11 protein-coding genes are annotated in these 12,665 nt (G+C 61.9%); 6 read left to right on the top strand and 5 right to left on the bottom strand.

Annotated elements, in window-relative coordinates; genetic code table 11:
• The first annotated feature begins 3 nt into the window (after window positions 1-3).
• The 3 genes from ACVWSC_RS22735 to ACVWSC_RS22725 are packed head-to-tail and all read left to right on the top strand — an operon-like array spanning window position 4 to window position 2,438.
• On the top strand, window positions 4-873 hold the full coding sequence (locus tag ACVWSC_RS22735) for a DUF72 domain-containing protein (RefSeq protein WP_442109294.1): 870 nt from the start codon (window positions 4-6) through the stop codon (window positions 871-873).
• Window positions 874-906: 33 nt separating this feature from the next.
• Complete coding sequence (locus tag ACVWSC_RS22730) at window positions 907-1,737, top strand: isocitrate lyase/PEP mutase family protein (protein WP_442109293.1); 831 nt, start codon at window positions 907-909, stop codon at window positions 1,735-1,737.
• A 5-nt stretch (window positions 1,738-1,742) separates the two neighbouring features.
• Window positions 1,743-2,438 carry an extensin-like domain-containing protein gene (locus ACVWSC_RS22725; protein ID WP_442109292.1) on the top strand — a complete coding sequence of 232 codons (696 nt, stop codon included), beginning with the start codon at window positions 1,743-1,745 and terminating at the stop codon, window positions 2,436-2,438.
• A 3-nt stretch (window positions 2,439-2,441) separates the two neighbouring features.
• Here ACVWSC_RS22725 and ACVWSC_RS22720 read toward each other — a convergent pair whose 3' ends face one another.
• The gene (locus tag ACVWSC_RS22720; protein ID WP_442109291.1) at window positions 2,442-3,062 is read right to left on the bottom strand and encodes an energy transducer TonB; all 621 of its coding nucleotides are present in this window, start codon (window positions 3,060-3,062) and stop codon (window positions 2,442-2,444) included.
• A 94-nt stretch (window positions 3,063-3,156) separates the two neighbouring features.
• On the opposite strand from ACVWSC_RS22720, the gene ACVWSC_RS22715 reads away from it, so the two are divergent.
• Window positions 3,157-3,939: a class I SAM-dependent methyltransferase gene (locus ACVWSC_RS22715; protein WP_442109290.1), complete on the top strand. Its 783-nt coding sequence runs from the start codon at window positions 3,157-3,159 to the stop codon at window positions 3,937-3,939.
• On the opposite strand, the gene ACVWSC_RS22710 is transcribed toward ACVWSC_RS22715, so the two are convergent.
• A complete protein-coding gene (locus ACVWSC_RS22710) occupies window positions 3,940-4,575 on the bottom strand; it encodes a TetR/AcrR family transcriptional regulator (protein WP_442109289.1) in 636 nt (211 codons plus the stop codon). It abuts the gene before it with no gap.
• A gap of 192 nt (window positions 4,576-4,767) precedes the next feature.
• On the opposite strand from ACVWSC_RS22710, the gene ACVWSC_RS22705 reads away from it, so the two are divergent.
• Both ACVWSC_RS22705 and ACVWSC_RS22700 read left to right on the top strand, forming a co-directional pair.
• Window positions 4,768-5,868 (top strand): efflux RND transporter periplasmic adaptor subunit, encoded by a 1,101-nt coding sequence (locus tag ACVWSC_RS22705; protein WP_442109288.1) that lies wholly within the window; start codon window positions 4,768-4,770, stop codon window positions 5,866-5,868.
• A 5-nt stretch (window positions 5,869-5,873) separates the two neighbouring features.
• Window positions 5,874-8,939, top strand: coding sequence for an efflux RND transporter permease subunit (locus ACVWSC_RS22700; RefSeq protein ID WP_442109287.1), 3,066 nt, complete (start codon window positions 5,874-5,876; stop codon window positions 8,937-8,939).
• Between the two features lie 92 nt (window positions 8,940-9,031).
• On the opposite strand, the gene ACVWSC_RS22695 is transcribed toward ACVWSC_RS22700, so the two are convergent.
• The 3 genes from ACVWSC_RS22695 to plsB are packed head-to-tail and all read right to left on the bottom strand — an operon-like array spanning window position 9,032 to window position 12,650.
• The gene (locus ACVWSC_RS22695; protein ID WP_442109286.1) at window positions 9,032-9,721 is read right to left on the bottom strand and encodes a DUF4197 domain-containing protein; all 690 of its coding nucleotides are present in this window, start codon (window positions 9,719-9,721) and stop codon (window positions 9,032-9,034) included.
• 32 nt (window positions 9,722-9,753) lie between these two features.
• Window positions 9,754-10,152 carry a YbaY family lipoprotein gene (locus ACVWSC_RS22690; protein ID WP_442109285.1) on the bottom strand — a complete coding sequence of 133 codons (399 nt, stop codon included), beginning with the start codon at window positions 10,150-10,152 and terminating at the stop codon, window positions 9,754-9,756.
• Window positions 10,153-10,163: 11 nt separating this feature from the next.
• A complete protein-coding gene (plsB, locus tag ACVWSC_RS22685; protein WP_442109284.1) occupies window positions 10,164-12,650 on the bottom strand; it encodes a glycerol-3-phosphate 1-O-acyltransferase PlsB in 2,487 nt (828 codons plus the stop codon).
• Window positions 12,651-12,665: the final 15 nt, after the last annotated feature.

Below are 12,665 nucleotides of genomic sequence, written 5' to 3'. Positions count from 1 at the left end.
TGGATGAGTCTGTCCACGCTTCCCTATTTTCTTGGTTGTCCCTCCTGGAGTGAAAACGCCTGGCGTGACTACCTCTATCCGGCTGACGCCAAGACCAGCGAGTTTCTTGGCCTGTACAGCCAGGTATTCAATGCCGTAGAAGGCAACACCACCTTTTATGCCCGCCCGGCACCGGCCACGGTTGAACGCTGGGCGCAAACCATGCCCGCGCATTTTCGCTTCACAGCCAAGTTTCCTGGCGACATCAGCCATGCCGGTGACTTGCGCGAGCAGCTGCCTGTGGCGCACTCCTTCATTGAGTTGCTCAAGCCCTTGGGCGCGCGCGTGGCACCGTTCTGGTTACAACTGCCCTCAACCTTTGGCCCGGCGCGGATCGCTGAGCTGATTGCCTTTCTGAATGAAGTCGACGTGCCAATTGCTGTGGAAGTGCGCAACCGTGCGTTCTTCGCCAGAGGCGATGAGGAACGCCAGCTCAACCGTTTGCTGCAAGGGCGCGGCGTCGAACGCATCTGCCTGGATCCGCGCGCGTTGTTCAGCTGCACCTCGGATGACCCGGGTGTTGTGCATGCCCAGTCGAAAAAGCCACGGGTACCGCCGCGACCGACTGCTTTCAGCCAGCATCCGCAAGTGCGTTTCATTGGCCATCCGCAGTTGGAGGCAAACGAGCCGTTTCTGTTGCCGTGGCTGGACAAAGTAGCGGCCTGGATCGAAGAAGGTCGCAGCCCCTATGTTTTCCTGCATACTGCCGATAACCGCTTGGCCGCAGCATTGGCGCAGCGTTTTCATCGAGGCTTGATGGAGCGTTTGCCTGGGCTGGCGGCTTTGCCTGAACTGGACAGAGCCCCCGAGGCTGAACAACTCGGCCTGCTCTGAACGCGACCTGCCGCCTGCCCGGGAGCCGTGATCATGGATGTACAGACCTTACGTGCCGAAGCCTTCAAAGCCCTGCATGAACGCGAGGGCGCTTTTGTCATTCCCAACCCCTGGGATGCCGGCTCGGCCAAACTGTTGGCAAGCCTGGGCTTTGAGGCACTGGCCACCACCAGTGCCGGGCTTGCCTTTTCGCTTGGCCGGCCGGATGCCGAAGGCGCGCTGACGCTCGACGAAACCCTGGCGAACGCCCGCAGCATTGTCGATGCGACCGCGTTGCCGGTGGCGGCAGACCTTGAGAACGGCTTCAGCGATGACCCCCAAGGCTGTGCCGCTGCCATTGTGCAGGCTGCGCAAGCCGGGCTGGTGGGGGGCTCCATCGAAGACGCCAGCGGTAACAGCGAGGCGCCGATCTACGGTTTTCACCTGGCAGTCGAGCGAGTCGAAGCGGCAGTGGCCGCTGCCCGCAGCCTGGATTTCCCCTTCATGCTTTGCGCCCGTGCCGACAATCTGCTGCACGGCCAGCAAGACCTGGACGACACCATCGCCCGCCTGCAAGCCTTCGCCGAAGCAGGCGCTGACGTGCTCTACGCACCGGGGCTACGCACGGCTGAAGAGATCCGCCGTGTGGTGCAGGCGGTAGCGCCCAAGCCTGTGAACCTGCTGATGGGTGTCAGTGGCATGGCGCTTAGTTTCGCCGATGTGCAGGCGCTGGGCGTCAAGCGCATCAGTGTCGGTTCGTCATTGGCCAGGGCGGCCTATGGCGCGTTTCTGCGCGCCGCTGAAGGCATTCGCGCAGACGGTCGTTTCGACTATGCCGATCAGGCGCTGCCTTTTGCCCAGCTCAATCAGTTGTTCAGGCGTTGACTGCGTTGCGCAAGACGCTCGTCGCGCTGTTATGTCTGCTGTTGGTGGCGTTTGTGGTGACGGCCTGGCAATTGGGCTGGCGCCTGCCGGCGGCGTGGAACCCTTGGGCGACCCTGGATGTACGTGATCCCGCGAACCTGCTGACGCCCTACAAACTGGGGCGCTTGCGCGACGATCCGCAGCTGTGTGCGCAAGCCCTGGCAACCTCGGAGCTGCGCTATCGCAAACAGGCCGACAGCCCGGCGGGGGCGCCGTGCCCGCTGGAAAACGTGGTGCGCGTCGAGGGCTCATCGGTGCGCCTGAGCAGCAGCTTCGTCGCCAGTTGCCCCTTGGCGGTGGCTTACGCCCTGTTTGAGCGCCATGCGCTGCAACCGGCGGCGCAACGCGCGTTCGCGCAACCGGTGGTGCAGGTCGATCATCTGGGTAGCTATGCCTGTCGCAATATGTACAACCGCAAGGTCGGGCGGCTGAGCCAGCATGCCTCGGCCAACGCCCTGGACATCGCCGGGTTTCGTCTGGCCGATGGTCAGCGCATTCAGTTGCTCAAGGACTGGCCGGGGGAGGGGCGCAAGGCGCGCTTTCTAAGGGATGTGCACGCCAGTGCCTGCGATAGCTTCAATACCGTGTTGGGGCCGGACTACAACGCCGCCCACCGGAATCACTTTCATCTGGACATGGGGTTCTGGCAGATCTGCCGATGAGGCTCAGGCTGCGATGCGCACGTTGTTCAACACCACCGGGCGTGCCCAGCGGGTGTCGAAGTCCAGCGCCGATTGTTGGGCCACCAGGGTAGGTTCGTCGAACGGCTCCGGGGCGTTGTCGAGCAGGTCCATCTCGAATTCGGCGATTGGTAGGAACAGCGCTTTGGGGGCCGGCCCAGGGCCGGGTTCAGGCAGCGGATGGCCCTGGCTCATCACCACCGGGCGAACCCAGCTGTTGCTGATGTCCAGCTGACGCTGCTGCTCGATCAATTCGACATCGCTGTAGGGCGGCGCAAGCTTTTCCAGCAGTTCCGGTTCGAACTCGGCAATCGGCAGGAACAACGGCTCAGGTGGGGCGATCTCGGTGTCTTGCACATCGCACAAACGCTGACGATTGATATGCGCCAGTACTTGGCTGCCACCCACAGGTTCGCCAGTCACTTCGTCGACGGTCTCGATGGCCGTGAATTGACCGTCGCTATCTTCAGCTTGCTGCTCAGCCAGGGCACGGGCAAAGAAGTCCTGCCACAGGTGGCTGACGCCGCCCAGTGCCTGGGTGTTGTGCCGACCGTAGTTGCCTACCGTCGAGATGTAACCTGAGCTGAGCTGAAGAATGTCGGTCATGGCAGTCGCGGGCCGTGAAGGTCTGGCAAAATAGCGAATACTTCGTTATCGGCCGTGGCCGACGATCATTTAATTTTTTTGAGTACAGGATTTGATGGTGGAGCAACTGGCGGACGGCGGTATCCGGGTCGAGGCGTTGGCAGCCGATTATCAGGCTTCGGCCCAGGCATGGGCGCAGCGCCTGAGCCTGCCGCTTGCGGACGACAACGCAGCGTTTGCCGTGCAGGTGGGTGCCAGCGGGCTGCAGATCCAGCAACTGGGCCCGCAAGCGCCAGGGCCGGTACGTGTGGACTTTGTCGAAGGCGCGGCAGCGCACCGGCGGGTGTTCGGCGGCGGTAGCGGGCAGATGATCGCCAAGGCGGTGGGCATCGCTCAAGGCGTGCGCCCGCAGGTGCTCGATGCCACGGCAGGGCTGGGCAAAGATGCCTTCGTGCTGGCCAGCCTGGGCTGCCAGATGACCTTGATCGAGCGCCAGCCGCTGGTTGCCGCGCTGCTGGAAGACGGCCTGGCCCGCGCCGCCTCGGATGCCGAAGTCGGCCCGATTGTCGCGCGTATGCACCTGCTCACCGGCAATGCCATCGAGCGCATGCGCAATTGGCAGGGCGAGCCGCCGCAGGTGATCTACCTTGACCCGATGTTCCCGCACCGCGACAAAAGCGCTTTGGTGAAAAAGGAGATGCGGGTGTTCCGCCCGCTGGTCGGTGATGACCTCGACGCGCCGGCGCTGCTCGAAGCGGCACTGGCGCTGGCCAGCCACCGGGTGGTGGTCAAGCGCCCGCGCAAGGCGCCGATTATCGACGGACCCAAGCCCAGCCACAGCCTGGAAGGCAAGTCGAGCCGCTACGACATCTACCCGAAAAAAGCCCTCAAGGCTTGATCAGGGGCGATAGGCGCGTAGAAACATACTCACCACCTGCGTGACATGGGCGCGGGCCGCCTCGGCGTCCAGTGCCGGGGCGTAGCCGAGCAGCAAGCGATAGTTCGGCGCGCCCTTGAGCAGGCAGAAAAAGTGTTCCGCCGCCTGGTCGGGATGCTCGATGCGCAACAGGCCCAGTTGATCGACGCGCCGCAGCAGCGACTCCATTTCGCGCAGCACCCGCAGCGGGCCGGCTTCGAAGAAGATCTGGCTGAGTTTGGGGTCTTGAGCGCCCAGGGTCATGATCAGGCGGGTCAACTGTACTGACTGGTCGCTGCTGATCAGGGCCTGGAAACCACAGCCGATATTGAGCAGCACGTGCTCCAGCGGCACGCCGTCGGGTAAATCGAAGATCAGCTCCGGCAGCTGCGCGGTGCAGGTGGCGTAGATCGCTGAACTGAACAGCGTCTCTTTGTCGGTAAAGTGGCTGTAGACCGTCAATTTTGAAACACCTGCCGCTGTCGCGACCGCATCCATGCTGGTGTTGGCATAGCCAAGGGTAAGAAACAGCTGTTTGGCCGCCTCGAGAATGGCCTGGCGTTTGGCCAGGTCCTTGGGGCGGCCGGGGCCGACGGGAGCGGTTAGGTCGTTGGGCATGAGGGCTTATACAGATTCCGGTAAGAGACCATGGTACATCGCCGACCCGTTACGAGCAGGCAGATATCGTCATAACAAAAGCCTGTTAATACGTTTTTTCTCTTGGGCGCACGCTTCCCGGTTGTGGTTCGCTGATTTAATATACTCGCCAGTATAAATATTCAAAGCGCCACTCGCGAAAGGTCATTCATCATGTTGCGCCATGCCTTGCCCCTCGCTCTGCCTGTCGGTCTTGCTTTGCTGCTTTCTGCATGTGGACAGGAAAGCGCACCCCAGACTTCCCTGCGCCCCGCCATGGTGGTGCAGCCGCAGTCGGCCAGTGCCACCGCCGACAGTTACCCGGGTGAAGTGCATGCGCGCTTTGAACCTGACCTGGCGTTTCGCATTGGCGGCAAGGTTAGCAAGCGCCTGGTGGAGGAGGGGCAGCGGGTCAAGGCCGATCAGCCACTGGCCGAGCTGGACCCACAAGATGTGCGCCTGCAGTTGGAGGCCAGCCGTGCACAATTGGCGGCCGCCGAAGCCAACCTGAACCTGGTCAAGGCCGAGCGTGATCGCTACAAAACCTTGCTCGATCGGCAGATGGTCAGCCATTCCCAGTACGACAATGCGGAAAACCTCTACCGCGCTGGCGTTGCCCGCCTCAAGCAGGTGCGTGCCGAGTTTGATGTGGCCGGCAATCAGGCTGAGTACGCGGTCTTGCGTGCTTCGCAAAACGGGGTGATCGCCAAGCGTCAGGTTGAAGTCGGGCAAGTGGTTGCCGCTGGCCAGACCGTGTTCACCCTCGCCGCCGATGGCGAGCGAGAAGTATTGATCGGCTTGCCGGAGCAGCAGTTCGGGCGCTTCAAGGTCGGCCAGCCGGTGTCGGTCGAGCTGTGGTCGCAACCGGATCAACGTTTCAACGGGCGCATCCGCGAACTGTCGCCTTCGGCCGATCCGCGTTCGCGCACCTTCGCGGCGCGCATCGCTTTCACGGCCGGTAAGGTCCCGGCAGAACTCGGCCAAAGTGCCCGGGTTTACATCGAGCATGGCGAACAGGTGCCCCTGGCGGTGCCGCTGTCGGCGCTGACCGCCGAGAACGGCCAGACCTACGTCTGGCGCGTAGAGGCCAACAACACCCTCAAACGTGTGCCGGTGCGGGTCGGGGCATACGGCGAAAACAGTGTGCCGGTACTCGAAGGCCTCAACGCTTCGGACTGGGTAGTGGCGGCCGGCGTGCATGTGCTCCAGGAGGGGCAACAGGTACGTCCGGTGGATCGTTCCAATCGTGTGGTGAATCTGGCGGCCAAGGAGTAAGTCCGATGGGTTTCAACCTTTCCGCCTGGGCCTTGCGCAACCGGCAGATCGTGCTGTTCCTGATGATTCTGTTGGCGCTGGTTGGCGCCTTGTCGTACACCAAACTGGGGCAAAGCGAAGACCCGCCCTTTACCTTCAAGGCCATGGTGATTCGCACCAACTGGCCGGGCGCCAGTGCTGAGGAAGTATCGCGCCAGGTCACCGAGCGTATCGAAAAGAAGCTGATGGAGACCGGTGAGTACGAGAAGATCGTTTCCTTCTCGCGCCCCGGTGAATCCCAGGTCACTTTCGTGGCACGTGACTCGATGCATTCGGCCGATATTCCCGAGTTGTGGTACCAGATCCGCAAGAAGGTCGCGGACATCCGCCACACCCTGCCGCCCGGCATTCAGGGGCCGTTTTTCAACGACGAGTTCGGCACCACCTTCGGCAATATCTATGCGCTGACCGGCGAAGGTTTCGATTACGCCGTGCTCAAGGATTACGCTGACCGCGTGCAGATTCAGCTGCAGCGGGTCAAGGACGTCGGCAAAGTCGAGCTGCTCGGGCTGCAGGACGAAAAGATCTGGATCGAGCTGTCCAACCTCAAGCTGGCTACGCTGGGCCTGCCTTTGGCCGCTGTGCAGCAAGCGTTGGAGGAGCAGAACGCAGTCACTACCGCCGGTTTCTTCGAAACCCCGAGCGAACGCTTGCAGCTGCGGGTGAGCGGTCGCTTTGACACAGTTGAGCAGATCGAACAGTTCCCGATCCGTGTCGGCGACCGCACCTTCCGTATCGGTGATGTGGCACACGTGCGCCGCGGCTTCAACGATCCGCCCGCGCCGCGGATGCGCTTCATGGGCCAGGATGCCCTTGGCCTTGCCGTGTCGATGAAAGACGGTGGCGACATTCTGGTATTGGGCAAAGCCCTGGAAGCCGAGTTCGCCCGCATTGCCAGCAATCTGCCAGCGGGTATGGAGCTGCGCAAGGTCTCCGATCAGCCGGCGGCGGTGAAAACCGGGGTTGGCGAGTTTGTCCGGGTGCTGGTCGAGGCGTTGGCAATTGTGTTGCTGGTGAGCTTCTTCTCGCTCGGGATGCGTACCGGCCTGGTGGTGGCGCTGGCCATTCCACTGGTGCTGGCGATGACCTTCGCCACCATGTACTACCTGGGCATCGGTCTGCACAAAATCTCTCTCGGGGCCTTGGTGCTGGCCCTGGGGCTGCTGGTGGACGACGCGATCATTGCCGTTGAAATGATGGCGATCAAGATGGAGCAGGGCTTCGACCGTATCAAAGCGGCAAGCTACGCCTGGACCAGCACCGCGTTCCCGATGCTCACCGGTACGTTGATTACCGCCGCAGGCTTTTTGCCGATTGCCACGGCCCAGTCCAGCACTGGTGAGTACACCCGCTCGATCTTCCAGGTGGTGACCATCGCCCTGGTGGCTTCGTGGATTGCCGCGGTGGTGTTTGTGCCGTACTTGGGAGAACGCCTGCTGCCCGATCTGGCCAAATTGCATGCCGCCAAGCACGGCACCACAAGCGGTGGCCCGGACCCGTACGCCACGCCGTTCTACCAGCGAGTACGGCGTTTAGTGGGTTGGTGCGTGGAACGGCGTAAAACCGTGATCGTCGCTACCCTGGCGTTGTTCATCGGCAGCATCCTGTTATTCCGTTTCGTGCCGCAGCAGTTCTTCCCGGCGTCCGGGCGTCTGGAACTGATGGTCGATCTGAAACTGGCCGAAGGTGCTTCGCTCAACAACACTGCCGAACAGGTCAAACGCCTCGAAGCGTTGCTCAAGGAACGTGCCGGTATCGACAACTACGTGGCTTACATCGGCACCGGTTCGCCGCGTTTCTATCTGCCGCTGGACCAGCAATTGCCTGCTGCCAGCTTTGCCCAGTTCGTGGTACTGGCCAAGACCATCGAAGAGCGTGAAGCCCTGCGCAGTTGGCTGATCAGTACCCTGGATGAGCAGTTCCCTGACCTGCGTTCGCGGGTTACGCGTCTGGAGAACGGCCCGCCCGTGGGCTATCCGGTGCAGTTCCGCGTCACCGGCGAGCACATCGAGCAAGTCCGTGCGCTGGCGCGCAAGGTGGCGGCCAAGGTGCGCGAGAACCCGCATGTGGTCAACGTGCACCTGGACTGGGAAGAGCCGAGCAAGGTGGTGTACCTCAACATCGATCAGGATCGTGCCCGGGCGCTGGGGGTCAGCACGGCAAATCTCGCCAAATTTCTGCAAAGCTCGCTGACCGGCTCTTCGGTCAGCCAGTTCCGCGAAGACAATGAACTGATCGAAATCCTCCTGCGCGGCACGGCGCAGGAACGCAAGGACCTGGCTGGCCTGCCAAGCCTGGCAGTGCCGACCGACAATGGCCGCAGTGTGGCGTTGTCGCAGGTGGCGACGCTTGAGTACGGTTTCGAAGAGGGGATCATCTGGCATCGCAACCGCCTGCCGAGCGTGACGGTGCGTGCCGATATCTATGGCAAGGAACAGCCGGTCACTCTGGTCAAACAGATCCTGCCGACCCTGGAACCGGTGCGTGCCGAGCTGCCTGATGGCTACTTGCTGGAAGTCGGTGGCACCGTGGAAGACTCAGCTCGTGGGCAGAAGTCGGTGAACGCCGGTGTGCCGTTGTTCATTGTAGTGGTATTGACCCTGCTGATGCTGCAGTTGCGCAGCTTTTCGCGCACGGTGATGGTGTTCCTTACCGCGCCGCTGGGGCTGATCGGCGTGACCTTGTTCCTTCTGGTGTTCCGCCAGCCGTTTGGGTTTGTCGCCATGCTGGGGACCATCGCCCTGTCGGGGATGATCATGCGTAACTCGGTGATTCTGGTCGATCAGATCGAACAGGACATTGCCGCCGGGCTGGACCGCTGGCAGGCGATTATCGAGGCGACGGTACGGCGCTTCAGGCCGATTGTACTGACCGCACTGGCGGCGGTGCTGGCAATGATCCCGCTGTCACGCAGCGTATTCTTCGGGCCGATGGCGGTGGCGATCATGGGTGGGCTGATTGTAGCGACGGCGTTGACACTGTTGTTCCTGCCGGCGCTGTATGCCGCCTGGTTCAGAGTGAAGAAGACCTGAATAAGCCCCTGTAGGAGCGGGTTTACCCCGCGAAGCGATCTACCCGACAAATCGCTTCGCGGGGCAAGCCCGCTCCCACACTGCGAAATGCCTTACAGCGCGCCAAACACCTTCTTGGCCAAGCCCGTAGCGGCTTGTGCCGGGTTCTGGCGAATGCTTTCTTCCTGCTTGGCAATCATCTCGAACAGGCCATTGAGCGCCTGCTCGGTCACGTAGCCTTCAACATTGGCATTCTTGGCATCCAGCACTCCCAAGGTTGCCGCTTGCCCGGCGAAGCTGTTGTATTGCTGGGCCAGGCCAACCTGATCAGTGGCCTTTTTGACAATCGGCAGGAACTTGGCGCGCAGCTGTTCGCGGCTGGTTTTGTTCAGGTATTGGGTGGCCGAGTCGTTGCCGCCAGCCAGAATGCCTTTGGCATCGTCAACGGTCATCTTCTTCACTGCCTCGACCAGCAACGCCTGGGCCTGCGGCACCGCCGCTTCAGCCGCCTGGTTCATGCTGGTTTCCAGCTGTTCGACTTCGGCACCCATGCCGAATTGCTTCATTTTCTTCGCCACTTTGCCGAGGTTGCCCGGCAGTTCGATGCGCACTTCAGGGTTGTTGCTAAAACCACCGGGCGTACCCAGTTGCTTGACCGCCACCTGGGCGCCTTGGGTCAGGGCATCTTTGAGGCCGCCCGAGGCGTCTTTTTGCGACAAGTCGCTGAGCGACAGTGCCAGTGCGTTGGCCGAGAGCAGCACGCCGGCGCACAGGCCGGTGAATTTAAGAGCAGAGCGGAGCATGGCAGCTTCCTTATCTAGAGTCAGAGCGACATTCAGCGAACCGCATCAACCTTGATGCGTACGGGTTGCGAGTCGGAGCCGTCGAGTTTCACACCGTGGTGTTCGGTATTGATGAACAGCAGTTTGCCGTCCAGCTCGATGCGCGCGCTAACGGCGTAGCGGTGGCCGGGCTTGACCTGGGCCGGGTCGTAGCTGAGGTGGAAGGGCAGTGGCACGTTACCTTTGATCGGGCCATTCTGGCTGGCCAGGGTCACGGCCGGGGCATCCATCAGCGAAACGTCCTGCAGGCTGACGCTCAGGGTGGCGGCAGGCGGCAGGGCGATGCGTTGCAGGTAGAACACTTCACCGTCGAGGCTGGCCTTGGAAGGCTCAGGCGTGCTGCTGCAGGCGGCCAGCAGGCTGCCAAGCAGGATCAGGGACAGTTTTTTCATCGGTAACTCCTTTATGCCGGGGATTCGCTGGCGTCTTCACTGCGATGCAGGGCCACTTGGCGGATTGACAGGCGAACTTCCGCCGACAGCACCCGCTTGGCCGCCCCTTCGGCCAGTTCGCTGAGTTTCTCATGGTAGCCAAGCTTGCCTTGGGTATCCGGGCGCAGTACGCCCTGCTCGATCTGGGTCTGAATGAAATGACGGAACAAGGTTTTGTCGAAAAATTCTGGCGCGTTGAGGCCATGCAGAATCGACAGGCGTTGGGCCATGACCACGCACAAGTCTTCCAGTTCTTCAGCGCTCAGCGTGTGCTGGCCGCTGTTGAGCAGCAGTGCCGTGGCCATGTAGAAGCGCTGCAGGGTTTGCGTGATGGCGCGCGCCAGCAAGGTCAGCAGCACGAACTGGCGTGAGCTTGGTGCCGGGCGCATGTACACGCCGTTCTCGTAGCGCAGCAGGCCTTGTTCGACAAAAGCCTCCAGCCATTGATCGATGACCGCATCGAGTTCGTCGAGCTCCCAGCGAATGAACAGCTCCGATTGCAAGTACGGGTACAGCGCCCGGGTATATTGCAGGATCAGCTCGCGGCTCATCCGCGAACTGCTCTGGAAGAAGCTCGCCAACAACGCGGGCAGCGCGAAGATGTGCAGCACGTTGTTGCGGTAGTAGGTCATCAATACCGCGTTTTGCTCGTCCAGATAGAGGATCTTGCCCAGCGCATCGCTCTGCTCGGCCAGCAGGTCCATGCCTTTGACGTGGCTGATCAAGGCCAGGCCGTCACCGTCCGGCAAGGTGGTGTGCGGTGAGTAGGGCACTGTGCGCAGCAGCGCCAGGTACAGGTCCAGAACCCGCGCCAGGGCGCGTTCGTCCAGGGCCAGACGGCTGGTGGAGAGCAGCGCCAGGGCCACCAGATTGACCGGGTTGATCGCTGCCGCTTCATTCAGATGGCGGGCCACCTTCTCACCCAGGCGCGAGGTGGTTTCATTGAGCCAGGCGGGGCGGAACTGCGGGGCGTGCGTCTGTTCACGCCAGCCAGGCTGTTGCTGGTCGAGGAAGGCGCCGAGGCGGATCGGCTCGCCGAAGTTCACTGCCACCTGGCCGAAGCGCTGTTTGAGTGCGCCAACCACTTTGAAGATGTCGAAGATCGACTCTTTCTTCTTGCTAGCACCGCGCAGCTCGCCCAGGTAGGTGCGGCCTTCGAGCACGCGTTCATAGCCGATGTACACGGGTACAAAGACGATCGGCGTGCGCGACGAGCGCAGGTAGCTGCGCAGGGTAATGGCCAGCATGCCGGTTTTCGGCTGGAGCATGCGCCCGGTACGCGAACGGCCACCTTCGACGAAGTACTCCACCGGGAAACCCTTGGTAAACAGGGTGTGCAGGTATTCGTTGAACACCGCCGTGTACAGGGGGTTGCCCTTGAAGGTGCGACGCATGAAAAACGCCCCGCCACGACGCAGCAGGCCGCCGATCACCGGCATGTTCAGGTTGATCCCGGCGGCAATATGCGGTGGTGTGAGGCCATTGCGAAACAGCAGGTAAGAGAGCAGCAGGTAGTCGATGTGGCTGCGATGGCAGGGCACATAAATGACCTCGTGGCCCGGCGCAATGCCTTGCACCTGCTCGATATGGTTGACCTTGATGCCGTCGTAGATCTTGTTCCAGAACCAGCTCAGTACCACTTCAAGGAAACGGATCGCGGTGTAGGTGTAGTCCGAGGCGATCTCGTTGCCATAACGCAGGGCCTGGGCCTCAGCCTTGGCCAGCGGGATGTTTTCGCGTTCGGCCTCGTCGGCGATGGCCTGGCGAACCAGCGGGTCGTGGACCAGGCCTTTGACCAGATTGCGCCGGTGCGAAATGTCCGGGCCGATAACGGCAGTCTTGAGGTTGCGAAAGTGTACCCGCAGCATGCGCTGGGCCATGCGTACCGTGCGTTCGTGGCCCTTGTTGTGCTGGACCAGTTCGCGCATATGAATGGGCGCAGAAAACTGCACGCGGGTTTTGCGTCCCAGAATCAGCACCGTCAGCAAGCGGCGCAGGCGGCCGGTCACCGCCCAACTGTCGGCGAACAGCAGTTTCCAGGGGCTCGACTCACTGGCTGGTGACTGGCCCCAGAACACGCTGACCGGAATGATCTGCGCATCTTCCTCGGCATGCTGGCTGACCGCACTGACCAACCGCGACAGGGTCGGTGGCGCACCGCGCTTGTCCTGACGGCCAAGCCAGTCAGGTTCCGGGGTCAGGTAGAAAAACGCCGCTGGCTCCTGCAGCGAGCCAACGTTTACGGGCAAGACCGGGCGGGGTAGCCCGGCTTTAGTGCATTCGCGGTCGAGCACTGCCAGGTCGGTCAGCGATGGCGATTGCAGGGCGTAGAACACCGGACGGCTACGATCCAGGTTCAGGGTGAAGGAGGATTGATTGATAGTCTCGGAACGCACCCACAGGTACAACAGGCGACGCAGAGCGCCAAAGATCAGGCGGCGCAGGGGAGAACGGGTCATACAGTGTGTGCTCTG

The sequence above is a fragment of the Pseudomonas sp. NUPR-002 genome (genome assembly GCF_056322725.1).
The sequence above is the reverse complement of the archived record's forward strand: the minus strand, read 5'-3'. Positions and strand labels throughout refer to the sequence as shown.

Coding starts and splice junctions, on each gene's coding strand:
- ACVWSC_RS22735 (WP_442109294.1), top strand. CDS start 4: ATGAGTCTGTCCACGCTTCCCTATTTTCTTGGTTGTCCCTCCTGGAGT.
- ACVWSC_RS22730 (WP_442109293.1), top strand. CDS start 907: ATGGATGTACAGACCTTACGTGCCGAAGCCTTCAAAGCCCTGCATGAA.
- ACVWSC_RS22720 (WP_442109291.1), bottom strand. CDS start 3,062: ATGACCGACATTCTTCAGCTCAGCTCAGGTTACATCTCGACGGTAGGC.
- ACVWSC_RS22715 (WP_442109290.1), top strand. CDS start 3,157: ATGGTGGAGCAACTGGCGGACGGCGGTATCCGGGTCGAGGCGTTGGCA.
- ACVWSC_RS22710 (WP_442109289.1), bottom strand. CDS start 4,575: ATGCCCAACGACCTAACCGCTCCCGTCGGCCCCGGCCGCCCCAAGGAC.
- ACVWSC_RS22705 (WP_442109288.1), top strand. CDS start 4,768: ATGTTGCGCCATGCCTTGCCCCTCGCTCTGCCTGTCGGTCTTGCTTTG.
- ACVWSC_RS22700 (WP_442109287.1), top strand. CDS start 5,874: ATGGGTTTCAACCTTTCCGCCTGGGCCTTGCGCAACCGGCAGATCGTG.
- ACVWSC_RS22695 (WP_442109286.1), bottom strand. CDS start 9,721: ATGCTCCGCTCTGCTCTTAAATTCACCGGCCTGTGCGCCGGCGTGCTG.
- ACVWSC_RS22690 (WP_442109285.1), bottom strand. CDS start 10,152: ATGAAAAAACTGTCCCTGATCCTGCTTGGCAGCCTGCTGGCCGCCTGC.
- plsB (WP_442109284.1), bottom strand. CDS start 12,650: ATGACCCGTTCTCCCCTGCGCCGCCTGATCTTTGGCGCTCTGCGTCGC.